Annotated in this window: 13 protein-coding genes, 1 tRNA gene, 1 rRNA gene and 1 other RNA gene; 9 read left to right on the plus strand and 7 right to left on the minus strand. The window is 51.6% G+C overall.

Going from position 1 to position 13,576, the window contains the following annotated elements; all coding sequences use genetic code 11:
- Positions 1-3: 3 nt before the first annotated feature.
- Positions 4-3,639: a reverse gyrase gene (rgy, locus tag QXH45_06670; GenBank protein ID MEM2078928.1), complete on the plus strand. Its 3,636-nt coding sequence runs from the start codon at positions 4-6 to the stop codon at positions 3,637-3,639.
- Here the strand turns inward: rgy and QXH45_06675 are convergent.
- Positions 3,623-3,886: a DNA-binding protein gene (locus QXH45_06675; protein ID MEM2078929.1), complete on the minus strand. Its 264-nt coding sequence runs from the start codon at positions 3,884-3,886 to the stop codon at positions 3,623-3,625. The genes rgy and QXH45_06675 overlap by 17 nt on opposite strands.
- 481 nt (positions 3,887-4,367) lie before the next feature.
- On the opposite strand from QXH45_06675, the gene rnpB reads away from it, so the two are divergent.
- Positions 4,368-4,680, plus strand: an RNA gene (gene rnpB / locus QXH45_06680) — RNase P RNA component.
- Between the two features lies 1 nt (position 4,681).
- Here rnpB and QXH45_06685 read toward each other — a convergent pair.
- Positions 4,682-5,227: a DUF367 family protein gene (locus QXH45_06685; GenBank protein MEM2078930.1), complete on the minus strand. Its 546-nt coding sequence runs from the start codon at positions 5,225-5,227 to the stop codon at positions 4,682-4,684.
- Between the two features lie 69 nt (positions 5,228-5,296).
- Here QXH45_06685 and QXH45_06690 point away from each other — a divergent pair, with 69 nt between their 5' ends.
- On the plus strand, positions 5,297-5,557 hold the full coding sequence (locus QXH45_06690; GenBank protein MEM2078931.1) for an Lrp/AsnC ligand binding domain-containing protein: 261 nt from the start codon (positions 5,297-5,299) through the stop codon (positions 5,555-5,557).
- A gap of 77 nt (positions 5,558-5,634) precedes the next feature.
- Here QXH45_06690 and QXH45_06695 read toward each other — a convergent pair.
- From QXH45_06695 to QXH45_06705, 3 genes are all read right to left on the minus strand, one after another.
- Positions 5,635-5,740 (minus strand) — tRNA-Ala (locus QXH45_06695).
- Between the two features lie 51 nt (positions 5,741-5,791).
- The gene (locus QXH45_06700; GenBank protein ID MEM2078932.1) at positions 5,792-6,877 is read right to left on the minus strand and encodes a tyrosine--tRNA ligase; all 1,086 of its coding nucleotides are present in this window, start codon (positions 6,875-6,877) and stop codon (positions 5,792-5,794) included.
- A gap of 184 nt (positions 6,878-7,061) precedes the next feature.
- Positions 7,062-7,748 carry a metal-dependent hydrolase gene (locus QXH45_06705; protein MEM2078933.1) on the minus strand — a complete coding sequence of 229 codons (687 nt, stop codon included), beginning with the start codon at positions 7,746-7,748 and terminating at the stop codon, positions 7,062-7,064.
- A gap of 70 nt (positions 7,749-7,818) precedes the next feature.
- Between QXH45_06705 and map the strand changes: the two genes are divergently transcribed.
- The 5 genes from map to QXH45_06730 all read left to right on the plus strand — a co-directional run bounded on the left by map (position 7,819) and on the right by QXH45_06730 (position 12,430).
- Positions 7,819-8,721: a type II methionyl aminopeptidase gene (map, locus tag QXH45_06710; protein ID MEM2078934.1), complete on the plus strand. Its 903-nt coding sequence runs from the start codon at positions 7,819-7,821 to the stop codon at positions 8,719-8,721.
- Positions 8,722-8,789: 68 nt separating this feature from the next.
- A complete protein-coding gene (locus QXH45_06715) occupies positions 8,790-9,884 on the plus strand; it encodes a DUF1512 domain-containing protein (GenBank protein ID MEM2078935.1) in 1,095 nt (364 codons plus the stop codon).
- Positions 9,884-10,165, plus strand: coding sequence for a hypothetical protein (locus QXH45_06720; GenBank protein ID MEM2078936.1), 282 nt, complete (start codon positions 9,884-9,886; stop codon positions 10,163-10,165). The genes QXH45_06715 and QXH45_06720 overlap by 1 nt, the downstream gene beginning before the upstream one ends.
- Before the next feature lie 23 nt (positions 10,166-10,188).
- Positions 10,189-10,307 (plus strand): 5S ribosomal RNA (gene rrf / locus QXH45_06725).
- 197 nt (positions 10,308-10,504) lie between these two features.
- A complete protein-coding gene (locus QXH45_06730; protein ID MEM2078937.1) occupies positions 10,505-12,430 on the plus strand; it encodes a hypothetical protein in 1,926 nt (641 codons plus the stop codon).
- Between the two features lie 266 nt (positions 12,431-12,696).
- Here the strand turns inward: QXH45_06730 and QXH45_06735 are convergent, their stop codons facing one another.
- Both QXH45_06735 and QXH45_06740 read right to left on the minus strand, forming a co-directional pair.
- Positions 12,697-12,969 carry a hypothetical protein gene (locus QXH45_06735; GenBank protein MEM2078938.1) on the minus strand — a complete coding sequence of 91 codons (273 nt, stop codon included), beginning with the start codon at positions 12,967-12,969 and terminating at the stop codon, positions 12,697-12,699.
- Positions 12,966-13,208: a DUF131 domain-containing protein gene (locus QXH45_06740; protein ID MEM2078939.1), complete on the minus strand. Its 243-nt coding sequence runs from the start codon at positions 13,206-13,208 to the stop codon at positions 12,966-12,968. Before QXH45_06740 ends, QXH45_06735 begins: the two co-directional genes overlap by 4 nt.
- Positions 13,209-13,272: 64 nt before the next feature.
- Here QXH45_06740 and QXH45_06745 point away from each other — a divergent pair, with 64 nt between their 5' ends.
- The gene (locus QXH45_06745; GenBank protein ID MEM2078940.1) at positions 13,273-13,575 is read left to right on the plus strand and encodes a DUF1805 domain-containing protein; all 303 of its coding nucleotides are present in this window, start codon (positions 13,273-13,275) and stop codon (positions 13,573-13,575) included.
- Position 13,576: the final 1 nt, after the last annotated feature.

The following is a 13,576-nucleotide window of genomic DNA, read 5'->3' on the forward strand; positions in this document are numbered from 1 at the left end:
AGATTGACGCCTGCTTTAAACCCATTGTACAAGAACTCATGCCCTATTTGCGGCGGAGACGCTACCTCGAGGGATTTAGAAGAGAATGGGAGATGTGGAAAATGCAGTAGTGGTTTAAACGATTCCCTCAACATCTTCTCCCTTAGCAAGATAATGGAGGATGAAGCAAGGGATTTCGAAGCCTTCTTCAAGACGGTGACTAGGGGGCTTACTCCATGGGGGGCCCAGAAGACCTGGGTTAAAAGAATACTATCAGGGGAGAACACTGTCCTGATAGCTCCTACAGGAATGGGTAAGACAACCCTCCTCGTAGCCTACGCCGTGTTCGCTAGTACGAGGGGGAAGAGAGTACTCTACGTTACTCCTACGCGGGCTCTCGGAAAGCAGATATACTTGAGGATCGTGGAGAACGCGGGGGGAACCCGGGGAATAGTGTTCTATGACTCAGGGCTTTCGAAGAAGAAGAAGGCGGAGTCGATGGAGCTGATATCTAGAGGGGAGTTCAAGATACTAGTGATAACGAACAGCTTCCTAGGCAGGTATTTCGAATTATTGAGGAGGCATGAATACGACGTCGTAATCGTGGATGATGTCGACAGCTTGCTGAGGAGCGAGAAGAACATTCTAAGGCTCTTATTCCTGCTGGGCTTCACCGAGGGGGTCGTTGAGCTGGCGAAGAAGAGGCATCAGCTTCTCTGGAAGATCCTGGTCAACAAGAGCTTAAACAACGAGGAGTCCTATTCAAACTACATCAAGGAGTACTTGAATCTTGACTTGCAGATCGAGACAGCCGTTAAGAAGATGAAGCGGAGGCAACTAGTAGTCGCTTCAGCCACCGGTAGGATCAAGGGCTTGATGGGGAGAGTGCTCAAGGACCTGCTCCACGTGGATGTATCGGGGATTACCATCTACGGAAGGGACGTCTCAGACTCCTACGTTGCGGAGAGATTTGAAAACATCGCTCAAGAGCTTGCGGGAGTTATCGAGAAGCTGGGGCCTGGGGGGATTATTTACACCTCCCCAAGGCATCCCTTCAAGCAGATGCTCGTGAAGGCTTCCGAAGACTTGAGGAAAATCCTCGAGGGGAAAGGCTTTAAGACAGCCGAGGCTACTCCCCAGGGGGTTTTGAAGCTAGTCAGCAAGCAGGTCGATATTCTATTAGGGAGCGCGAGCTACTACGGATCCAGCGTCAGGGGGATCGACGCTCCCCAGAGCATAAGGTACGTTGTATTCCTTGGAACACCCGTCTTCACCGTTGACCTGGAATCATTCCTTTCAAACCCCAACATGCTTGCCAGAGTCCTTATTGAGCTGGCTGAGAAAACCGGTGTGAAAGCTCACAGAGAGAAGGCGTTCAGCGTTAGGCGGCTGGTCTACTTCTTAAGTCCCGGTGAGACGAGGCTTTTGAAGAACGTGTTGAACGGGAGGATACCTGAAGATGCTATTAGAGGTTTTGAGAAGCTCTACAACAAGTACATCGAGCTTAAAGCGATCTACGCTGAAGCTCTGGAGGAGCTTAGGAGGCATCTCGACAGAGTCGGGGTCTTGGAGGTTGGATCCATTACTTTACTGAGGAGCCAGAAGAACTATGTCGCGATAATCCCGGACGCCATGACCTACATTCAGGCGAGCGGTAGAGTAAGCAGGCTTTTCAACGGACGCATGACGCACGGCTTATCAGTGATCGTTGAAGACCCCTCGCTCATCAACCTGGTGAAGGGTCTAGAGCTGAAGCTGAAAATGATCAACAGGGACATCGGCTTCAAAGAGCTCAGCGGGATCGACCCCTCCAGGGAGAAGGAGTTGATCGATTCAACGAGAAGCGGGAGGGGTGAGTGGTCCATAAAGTACAGGAGCGTGCTCGTAGTAGTTGAATCCCCAACTAAGGCTAAAACGATCGCCAGGTTCTTCGGGAAAGCGGTTTCAAGGAGGATCGGGGATCTAAACATTTATGAGATACCGGTCAAGCTCGGCGACGAGATCGTTGATTTAAACATATCTGCGACTAGGGGCCACTTGTACGATCTAACCACCGACCCCACGGTTGATAATTATGGAATAATCGTCGACGCCGGCTCGATCACGCCCGTGTACGATACTATCAAGAGGTGCAGAGTGTGTGGAACACAGTTCACACACGAGTCGATGTGCCCCAGGTGCGGGAGCCTGGTCTTCTCCGACCAGAGGAGCGTTGTGAACGCCCTGAGGAAACTGGCCAACGAAGTAGACGAGGTATTGATCGCCTCGGACCCTGATATCGAGGGTGAGAAAATTGCTTACGACGTGTACCTGGCGGTATCGCCGGTTAACAAGAACGTGTGGAGGATCGAGCTCCACGAGATAACTCCCCAGGAGTTCGCCCGGGCCCTCGAAAAGAAGAGAAGCATCGATAAGAACAGAGTCCTCGCGGAGATCTACCGTAGGAGCTTGGACAGGCTCGTGGGCTTCAGCCTCAGCCAAGACCTGTGGGCCAGGTTCGGTAAGAGGCATCTCGGCGCGGGGAGGGTTCAAACCCCCGTGCTCGGCATGATCATCGACAGATACGTTGAATACGGGAGGAGCAAGTGCAGGAGGATAGAGCTTCTGCTGGATGAGCCCTTGTCAATTAAGTATTCAACATGCATCGATCCAGGCTCAGGCCTGGCAGAGAAGGCCAAGGCGGCGGATAGGATAATCTTGAGGAAGGAGGCCGAGGAGGTCGTCGAGGTCTCGCCGAAGCCACCCTACACGACGGATGAATTCCTCGCGGACGCTGCGAGAAGGGGGTTACCCGTAAACTTGGCCATGAAGATTGCTCAAGACTTGTTCGAAGCAGGCTTGATAACTTATCACAGGACTGATTCAAGATACATAAGCGCGGCAGGCATCTCGATAGCTCTGAAATATCTCTCGTCCAAGGGGTTGAGAGACCTCTCCAGCCCGAGCCACTGGGGGGAGCCTGGCGCTCACGAAGCAATTCGCCCGGTATACCCCTTTGACTCCGACGACTTGATGAAGGCGTTCACCGAGGGCTTGATACCTCTAACCATACCCTTAACCGGCTTACACTACAGCGTTTACGACATGATTTTCAAGCGATTCATAACCAGCCAAATGAAGCCCTTCAAGGCCGTTAAAGCGAGCTTCAGCTTGTGGGTAGGAGACTCTAAGCTAGGCGTTTTCGAAGCCTATACCAGGATCATCGAGGATGGTTTCAACAAGGTAGCAGGCGTGAGGATCCATGAAAGTCTAGCCGGCATCGAAGAAGCAGCGGTGGGAGTGAGGGAATTCAAGTCGTCAATGTCGAGTAGGACGCCCTTATTCTCAGAGGGAGATCTGGTCACTCTAATGAAGAAGGTTGGAATAGGTAGGCCCAGTACTTATTCGAAAATCATCTCCAGCATCGTAAGGCACGGGTACGTCTTAAAGTCGAAGAAGAAGTTTAAGCTGATACCAACTAAGACCGGGGTTGAAGTCTACAAGTATGTTTCCACGAACTACCCGGGGCTAACCTCGGTGGAGTTGACTCGGAGAATGGAAGAGATGATAGATGAGATTTCAGCTGGCAGGCTTGACGCCGCCGAAGTCATATTGGATTTAATGCGAGCGTTAAGCGAGAAGAAGCTTGTGAAGCCGGAGACGATCAGTATTTCTTTCTGACGGTTATGGCGATGTACGATTTGAACCTTCCCTTGAACCTATCGCTCCCTATCTCGACTTTAACCAGTTCAACACTATCCCCGAGCCTCGAAGTCAGCGCGTTGTAGACGTCGACGGCCTTACTTATGAAGACGCCGCTCCCCTTCAACACTACTTGATTACTCCCCTCCTGGAACACGAGGATCGCCTCGAACACGTAGTCTTCAACGGGTTTACCGCCTACGTTGATCAACCTGGCTTCTTCCACTTCACCCACCATAAACATTGAAATGAGCTACCGCTATTAAATATTACTCTCGCAGGGAGAGTCTAGGCGATTCATTTGAAACCGAAGGGTGGAACCGGGGGGTTATCGCTGAGATAAACATCATTCAAACCCCCACCCCTCCAATTCACCTCCAGGACAGCGCTTCCAACAATTCAACATTTTTTTCAATAGTAAGAAATTAGAAAATAATAGTTCGGAAAATTAATCTTCATTATACAAACTATATTTTTCAATTGATATTAACCAGTTATTCTCAAATTAGCTTTTTAGAGTTGAAGCAAAGGGGTGTGGGGGTTTAACCCGGCTTCTCCAGGGGATAGAGTTGAAATATTTGGGTGGAACTGGGGGGTTATCTCTGGGGGTTCGGTCCAGGCCCTCCACCTGTTCGAGGTGAAACCGAGCCGTTAAACCCCCCAGTTCAGCATGGGGGTTAAGAGGGCGTCTATACTAATATTACATGGGGGCCGGGACCCCGTTCACGCCTCCCTCCGGGGGGTGAGGAAACTCCGCGCACCCCGTGGCAGTGCGGCCCCGTAAGGGGCACGGGCAGTCCCCGTGGCAACGGCACAGAAACGATACGGCCGCGGCTGGATGGCTCTGATGCGGCTAGGCCCCCGGCGACGGGGGTTTTAAACCGCTGAGGACGGCTGCGGACGCGTTGAAACGGCCGCCCCGCACGGTGCAAGGCCTGGATCCGGTGTGAGGGCCACGCGACCGGTGGAGGCCGCTTAGACGAATACGGGTTTACAGAACGCGGGTTATGTCCCGGCCCCTCTAGCAGGGAGGGTTTTCACCCCAGTATTCTCTCACGATGCTTTCTAGCTCGCTGGCGCTCGATGCTCTCGAGTAAGAGCCGAGGAGTTCAGCGTTGAGGTCGTGGAACGTCCCCATCCACTTGAACAATCCCAGAAGCCCCCTGTATGTTTCCGCGAAGCCGGTTATGTAGGCGGCTGCGGCAACGGCTTCCACGCTGGACAGGATGCACGGCTTTCCGTAGTTCACGGGGTTTCCCGGGAGCAGCGGCGGCAGCTTCAAGTGCAGGCCCTTCACTCTCTTAAACTTCTCGGGGCCGAGGATCTTCCAGCTAGCGTCGACGACTAGTACCCCCCTTTCCTCGACGATGCTCCTGTGCCAGGGTCCGAGGTAGTCCTTGCTGAAGGGGTTGAGGACGATTAACCCTGGCTTAACGGTCCTCGGGTCCACCGGCTTGGCCAGCCCTGCTTTAACCATTTTCAAAGCTGTGTTTTTAACCGGGTCGTCTTCATAATATATTATAGTGTAAATCCTAATGTCTCCCGTCCTCCTCGCTCTTAATCCCATATTAATGGTTTTAATCTCATTAGAAATATTTATTACTTGGAGTCGTCAAATACTAACATGGTGGAGTGAATGGCGAAGTCAGCCGCAATAGTATTGATACAGACCGAGATCGGCGCCGAGTCCAAGGTTTTAGACGAACTATACAAGATCCCGGAGGTCAAGGAGGCCTACGTAGTATATGGTACTTACGACGTAGTCGTCAAGATTGAGGCCGATGCATTGGAGAAGATAAGGGAGATAGTTACGAATCACGTCAGGAGGCTCCCTGATATAAGGACAACGGTTACCATGATCATTGTGGAGGAGAGGATAAAGTCCCCGTCCAGTTGAGGATGCTTAACCATAAGCTTTTTTTCCTCAAACCCGGTTTAAACGGTTCTTCCCAAGGATTCATCGTTGAGGGAGAGTGGACCGGCCGGGATTTGAACCCGGGTCCTCCGCCTCTCTCCGACCTCGGTTCCGCCCCTTAAGGCCATGCAAGGGCGGCGCTCTTCCAGGCTGAGCTACCGGCCCTCTAAGACTGATTTATAACTACACAGGGGTTTTAAATGTGGATAGGAGGAGCTACCGGGTAATCCTAGCCGTCTTCAACTCCTCGAGGAGGCTCCTGGCGTCGGGGTCGCTGTAAATCCTCGCCCTAATATTGTCGAGGAGCTTGTTGAGAGCTGAGGCAGTAGCCTTCTTCAAATCCAGTGGATGGAGTTTTCCCTCGCTGTAGAGTTTCTCGAGAACGCTGTACTCCTCGATTATCAATGTTCCACCGTACTTCTCGGGCCGCTCGACCACTAGTTTGAAACCGGGCTGCTGGAATAAGAGGTACTTGTTTATCTCTAAGACAGGGTTGAGCTCGGCCGCCCTAGGCGGGCAGTACGCCTTCATGATCTTGGATTCAACCGACTCCGGCTCCTCGTGGACGAACACGGCCGTCTCAGGCTTGCTCTTGCTCATCTTTGCTTGAGCAGCTATTTCATCGGCTTCAATGCCTGCTTCCATCCTCCCGGGCCCCTGGAGTCCCGTAATTATTGGAGTGTGGATCGCCACGGGCTTCCTCAGCCCCAGCTTCTCGGCGACATCCCTCGCGAGCATGTGGGCCTTCCTCTGATCCGTTCCCCCCATCGCGATGTCTAGGTCGAGGTAGAATATGTCGGTAACCTGCATCAACGGGTATACGAGCTTGGAGAAATCGGTCTCGCCTTCTTCAACCCTCCTCCCCATTATGGTCAGCGCTCTTTTCACCCGGGCGAGGCTGACCTGCTTGGCTGACTTAAGCAGGAGGGCCCAGTAATCCTTATCGCTTGCCAAGTCCTCGGCGTCCACGAACTTAACCCTGCCGGGCGGCACCCCGATGGCCTCCAGGACGACTCTGGTGTAGCGCGCAGCCTTTCTGATCAGCTCGAGGCTCCCGCCGAGCTTATCGTTGATGTAAGCGTGCCAAGTGGCTTCCAGCAGGTAGAAGTCCACTCCCGCTTCAACCAGGTCCCTGACTTTGAACATCCAGACAAGCCATCCAACGTGCACCAGCCCGCTGGGCTCGAACCCGAGGTAAGCCCTGGGCTTCTCCTTCTCCGCGAGGACTTTCTTCAACTCATCCTCAGTGACTACCTCGGCAAGGTTCCGGGTCACAAGCCTGTACCTATCCTCGAGGCTCAAGGACAACCCTCTCCTCCTTCTTCAAATCCTCTATTATCCGGGAGATTAATTAATAAGTTCTGGAACAGTGTCCCCCACCCCTAACACCCGTGGTCATCGAGGCCGCGCGGCTCGGCTTCCACGGGCTCTTAAAGGTGGGAGCGGGGCTGTCGTAGTCATATTTGTTTAAAAACCAAATTAATCCTTACGGGTACGGGAACACCTCGCCCGGCTTCAAGACGACTACCTTGGACTGAGTCCTCGACTCCACGAGTTGCTTGAAGGCGAGCGGGTCAGCTTTTATCAGCGGGAACGTGTTATAGTGCATTGGGATAACGTACTTGGGCTTCAACAGCTCCACGGCTTTAGCTGCCTCCCTAACCCCCATTGTGAAGTGCCCGCCTATTGGTAGGAGCGCGATGTCGGGGGCGTAGAGTTCTCCTATGAGCTCCATCTCGCTGAACAAGCCGGTGTCCCCTGCGTGGTAGACGGCCAGATCGCGGCCCCTGACCACGACCCCGACTGGAACCCCCCGGTTGCTGCTGTGAAGCGCTGGAGTTAAGACCACTTCAACATCCGGGATGGCGAGGGGGCCGCCGATGTTGCCTCCCACCGCTCTAACTCCTTGCTCCTGCGCGAACAAGCTTATCTCGTATACTCCGACAACTGGGGCTCCGGTGTGCTTGGCTATTTCTATAGCGTTTCCCAAGTGGTCTCCGTGGTCGTGGGTCACTACTATGTAGTCTACTCTTCTCTCAGCGTAGTGGGATGTTTTAACCGGGCTCAGCGGGTTTTCAACCCAAGGATCTATGAGGATGGTCTTCTCTTTGTCGTCGAGGCCTGTTAGGATTACTTCGAAGAAGCTGTGGCCGAGGTATTTGATGAACCCCATTCAACACACCATGTTATCTTATTGTTTAATACTTGGAAAAATCTTTATCTCATAGCGGGAGGGGTTTCCAGTGGTCTCGGATGAAGAGTTGAGGAAGCTTTTGAAGGCGGGCGAGATAGCTAGGAGGGTTAGGGAGGAGGCGGCGCGGGTTGTTAAGCCGGGCGCTAGGTTGATAGATGTTGCAGAGCACTTGGAGAACAGGATAAGGGAACTAGGGGGTTCCCCCGCCTTCCCGATCAACATCGGGATAAACGAGGTAGCTGCGCACTACACCCCGCTGCCCGGTGATGCTTCGATAATACCGGATAACTCCGTGGTTAAGATAGACATTGGGGTCCACGTGGACGGACACATAGCTGACACTGCTACCACGCTGTGCTTCAACCCCGTCGCCGAGGGCCTGGTTGAATCGGCCCGCAGGGCTCTTGAAAGAGTAGTGGAAGTATTCAAGCCCGGTGTTAGGGCATCGGAGATCGGCAGGGTCGTCGAGGAGACTATTAAGGGCTACGGCTTCAAGCCTATCAGGAACCTGAGCGGTCACAGCATATCAGCCTACACTATTCACGCGGGACTCAGCATTCCAAACTACCACGACTTTCTCGCAAGGTTCAAGCTGGAGCAGGGAGTCTACGCCGTCGAGCCCTTTGCGACCAACGGGGCGGGATTAGTGAGGGATTTAAGCTTGAAGACTATTTACGCCTTGAAGCAGGGGCGCAGGGCTAGGCTACCGCCCGTCTTCTCGAGAATCTACGACGACATCTACGGGGAGAGGAGGACCCTGCCGTTCACCGAGAGATGGTATTCTCGGCTGGCCTCCTCCCTCGAGGGCTTGAGGAACGCTCTAGCCGTGATGGAGAGGAACAACCTCCTCATCTCCTACCCTGTTCTCGTTGAGAGGGAGAAGGGGCTTGTAGCACAGTTCGAGCACACTTTCATCGTCCTCGAGAAGGAGGTAGTAGTGACTACTCTCTAGGTTTTTGCATATGTTTTTAAATGACTATTTAACTTCTAGAGATTGAGAAGCAGGTAGAGTGGGAAAGTATGGATGGAGATTCGGCATCCCTAATCATGCAGTTGATTTGGCTCGTCTTCTTCTTCCTCATAATTACTGGTTTAAACCAGAAGATTCAAACCAGGATCTGGATCCTGGACATCAAGACGAAGCTCAACGTGATAATGTCCCTGGTCGAGGAGGATAGGCGTCGCATAGCCAACATGCTGAGGAACCTGGGGGTTTCAGCCCCCGACGTGTTGATCAACAGGGTTGTAGAGTTCTTCACCATAGAGCCCGTGTCGCTCGAGCCCACGGACATAATCAAGAGGCTCGACCACTTGGTGAGGACGACCGACGAGTCCGTTAAGAAGATGGTTGAGTCAACTATTCCGCACGTCGGCAGGTATGAGAAGACGCTGATCGAGTCTAGCTTGTCGATAGTGGGCGCCTTGAACACCATCTACAAGATCGTGAGGCACTACCTGCTTACCGGCGAGAGGGAGAACAACTGGATCCTCATAATGCAGCTACAGTTTCAGATGCCGATGATCATGAAGATCGTCAACACTTACCACGAAGCCCTGGACGCCTTCACCACGGGTAAGCCGATCGGCGATGCAGCCGGCCCCTTAACCGTTCACAGGTTGATCGAGAACGGGCAGGTGGTTTCGAGAAAGGTTATCGATGAGACCAGCATCATAGAGCTCTACTACAAGGATAGGAGGGTCTTCGTGGTCAAGGCTGAGGGGCCTGGTAGCAATGTCGGACACCCCGGTGCAGTCTTGAACAAGCTTGTGGAGGATTTGAAGGGGAGCGTTGACTTGATAGTAACCATTGACGCCGCCTTGAAGCTCGAGGGCGAGGAGACGGGCTCGATCGCCGAGGGCGTTGGAGCAGCCATAGGTGACCCGGGCCCCGAGAAGATAGCCATTGAGAGGGCGGCCTCCAAGTACAATATCCCGCTGAGGGCCCTCGTTATAAAGATGGATTTAAGGGAAGCTATAACCGTGATGCGCAAGGAGATTTTCGAAGCATGCTATAAGGCTCACAAGTATGTCGACAAGATCATAGAGGAGGAGACGAAGCCGAAGGCCACGGTAATAGTGGCCGGAATAGGCAACACGATGGGGGTGCCCGGTTAATGCCTGATGGAGTCGACGCGTACAGCTTGTTCCTCATAGCGATAACGATTCTACTAATAGCATACCTCATCCTCGACACCTTCATGAGGAAGCCCAAGAAGAAGGAGTACGTTACGAGAGAGCTCCTGAAGTGCGCTAAGTGCGGGCTCCAGGTGGAAAGGGAGTTCGAGCCCGGGGACTTCATAGGGTTAGCCAAGGACAAGTGCCCCAAGTGCGGCGGAGAGCTGAGAGTAGAGGGAATATACTCGGTTGAGAAGGAGAAAGTTTTAAAAGCCCAGTAAACCTATTGATTGACTAGGACCCCCGACCCGGCCATAGTGGCCGGGCAACACCCGGTCTCGTATCGAACCCGGAAGTTAAGCCGGCCACGTCAGGGTGGCCGTGAGGTCCGCGAGGCCTCGCAGCCGCCCTGAGCTGGGATCGGGGGTCTTGTCCTCACATGTTACGATTCAAGCTGGTTAAGGGGCCCCTGGGGTTTAGCTTCTAGCAACCGGGCGGCCGGCATATCTACTTATGCGGACGCGGGGATCACGTGCTCGGGGGCCGGCCAGTATTAAGCGATCCTGGAGGGTTAAACATATTAAGGATTTCTGCGAAAAGTATTTAATGGCTTGATGCTCTTGAGTCACGCTTCAGGCCGGAATACATTGTTGAAAAGCCCCGTCACCCTAGTCCTCATCACCGCGGCGGCCACGTTGATCATCACAGGATTCTGCCTCTACGTCTACGACCTCTACGCAAGTCGTGGAAGCATTGTGAACACGACAACCACGCCCCCGTTGCCGGGGGCCGGGCCGAACACTCTCTACCTGTACGAGAAGACAGGCGACGCGGACTTCGCGTTGAAGTATGGGAAGCCGCTGGACGGGGATGGGGTAATGGATGAGAACGAGCATGTATACAATAATATCCTGATCAAGGTTAAAACGCTCATCGACCAGGGGGCGGAATGCCTGGGGCAACACCTACTAGAGTATGCTGGAGACGGGGTCGTGGAGGTAGACGAGCTTGTTGAAGCGCTCAAATCCATAGATTTCTTTGAAAAACTAGCCTCCCACGCCCAGGTAATCGCTCATGTAGACTATGCCTTCAACCTCTCTCTGAGGCTGGAACTAGTGGATAAGCGGCCATCCCAGGAGACCCTGTTCACCATAGTCAACTATGCATTAGCAGTTAAAACCCTCGACGCGCCGGAGGAGCTCGACAACCTCAAACTGCTCATCAACGCGATTGAAACCATGAACGCTAGCAAGCTATTAGACTTCAACCCGATAATAGTGAGAGATAATCTCAACAGGAGCGTAGAGATCTTTAAAGATCCAAATATTCCTGGAGAAGTTTGGATAATGGCTAGGCACTTAGGTTTAACTCCTTATGTTTTAGATCATCCGGAAACTTGGTTTTCTTTCAATGCGAAAATTAGGCAAAACTATATGGACATATTTTATAGATTAGCAATATTAGGTGAAATTGAATGGTCGCCACCAATTCTAACTTTTTCTGAAAAACATAGCTTAGATAGTAAAGAAGCTTGGGATGTTATTATTCAACAATGGAATTACTATTGGTATTCTACTCCTCAAGCAGGAAATATAACTCAAAGAATTACAGTATTTCCTTGGTATGATTCTAAAATCCAAGAAGAATGGATTCCAAATGAAATAGATAGAAAAATTGCAAATCTTGTGTTTTGGCAATTGCCATTGTATTATTATAAAAGAGATGGTGAACTTATAACTGGAGTAGAGGCTATGAAACAGTTTATTAGTGATATGGAAGAGTTATACCCAAAAATTATTAACGATTATTTGGAAAAAGGGTGGGAAATGAGGACTTTCCATGACATGGACTTTAAAACTTTTTACGGTCATTGGCTTTTAGATAGGGGAGTTTATGGTTTAAGATATACAGTAAGTGAATGGATTGGAGTTAATGATATGCTTAATTGGTGGGTACCTGGAGCTGGATCTTGGGAAAAAAGCGTATGGATTGCTTCTATGGATACAACAAAAAATGGAGCAGACAACATTATACAAAGGTGGAAATATGGAGATCTAATTAAATGGCTTTTTACTTACAGTCTAGGTTGTGCTGATGGCTCAAAGGATGTAGGTGAATTCATAAACATATCTAACCAAGGAAATAGAAATTTCAGAGCTTTTGGAATACCGTTTATTGCTGAAGCTCATTTTTCTGGCCATTATATTGGAAGTGGAAATAATTTACAAACAGCTCATGGCTATGAACCAGCAGTTTTCGGCTTGCCTCAATATTTAATAGAAGAGTTGAAGGGAAAGGCGATTATACTGCCAGGAAATGGTTACGCGTTTCTTTCATCACCAAATGGATTAAGAAGAGATATAGAAATAGGAATGTATGATAAAAGAGAGCCTAATTTAAGATATGTTGATATAGTGTTTATATTAAATCCTCTTCATTGGAATAGAAATTATTTTTATTACTGGTATAAGAGTAATAACTTCTGGTATGGTATATCTTTAAGGGCAGATAATTATTATCCTTCTCCTACTTCCTCCGGTAGTTAAATCGTTAAACAATTGGAGCGTGTTTGAACTATAATCGCATCATACCTTAATGGTGGAGGGTGTTTTTCGCTGCGCCCGCTGTTTCGGGGCGGGCTCAGGTATTGCGGCGGTAGAACACTGGGGTTTGCTACTTGTAAATATGTGGGAGACGTGGATGCAGTTGCACGTGATGGCTTGCTCCACGAGTGTTCGAGGTGAGGGGTAGGGCGGCTTTGCAGCCTTGACGGCCTTGGTTGAACGAGCGTCGACGGAGGTTCTCCCGCTTTTTAGGATGGGTTATCCGGCTTGAAGTGTTTCCTGGCCCTATATGCTAATGCAAGATTGACGGCCGCTATCACCGCTAGGATTGCCGCGAGCACTGCTAGGATTGGGAGGACTTGCTCGCCCCCGATCCCCCAGCATATAGGTATTACCAGTATGATTATGCATCCCGCGAAGCCCGCGCTCCAGCCGGGCGCTGAAGCGGCTGTCAACACCGCTGTAAGCGTGATGAGGAGTCCGGCAACTATGAGTAGGAGGCCTAGGCTGGAGGTCTTCAACGCTGGATCCCTATGGCGAGTATTAGCAGGGCTATGAGGAACACGGCCGTCGCCAGGAGTAGGATTAACCCGATCTTTTTCGAAGTGGCTACGAGGATGGGTATGGGCCCTATCATCACTAAACCCCCTGCTTCAACCCTGCCCTCCCCGCGCTCCTCGCGGGCGGCTGAAAACATTAAGACTGCGAAACCAGCTATGATCAAGGCTAACCCTATTAAAATCATCTGGAAAGCGTCCAAACCCGGCACCCGTATGGGTTTATACCCTGCCGAGCTAATATGGTTTTCCAGAGGGGTTTAAACCATGTCCCGTGAAATCATCCGCGTGAAGGAAGTCGAGGCAGGCGGGAGAAAGTATCTCGGAATCGAAGTAAGCCTCCCCCAGTCTCCCCCGCTCATCGTGATAGCGGGCAGAACAGGGTTCGCAATGTGCGGCCTCCTCGACGTATCGGCTGCGGAGAAGAAGGGCCTCGTAGCGGTCAAGGTCCCCGGAGTCAGCTCAGTGGAGGAGATGCTCGAGAAGGAGGTAGCGGAGGCCACCTCCAAGGCTGAAGCCCTAGGGGCGAGGAAGGGGGCCAAGCTGAGGGAAGTGCTGGAGTACTTGTAAG

Origin of the sequence: Thermosphaera sp. (assembly GCA_038827615.1) — an archaeon.
GTDB lineage: Archaea > Thermoproteota > Thermoprotei_A > Sulfolobales > Desulfurococcaceae > Thermosphaera.

Bases quoted from the DNA above. Each gene is read 5' to 3' on its own strand.
- QXH45_06715 (MEM2078935.1), top strand. From the start codon at position 8,790: ATGGATGGAGATTCGGCATCCCTAATCATGCAGTTGATTTGGCTCGTC.
- QXH45_06745 (MEM2078940.1), top strand. From the start codon at position 13,273: ATGTCCCGTGAAATCATCCGCGTGAAGGAAGTCGAGGCAGGCGGGAGA.
- QXH45_06720 (MEM2078936.1), top strand. From the start codon at position 9,884: ATGCCTGATGGAGTCGACGCGTACAGCTTGTTCCTCATAGCGATAACG.
- QXH45_06685 (MEM2078930.1), bottom strand. From the start codon at position 5,227: ATGGGATTAAGAGCGAGGAGGACGGGAGACATTAGGATTTACACTATA.
- QXH45_06690 (MEM2078931.1), top strand. From the start codon at position 5,297: ATGGCGAAGTCAGCCGCAATAGTATTGATACAGACCGAGATCGGCGCC.
- QXH45_06705 (MEM2078933.1), bottom strand. From the start codon at position 7,748: ATGGGGTTCATCAAATACCTCGGCCACAGCTTCTTCGAAGTAATCCTA.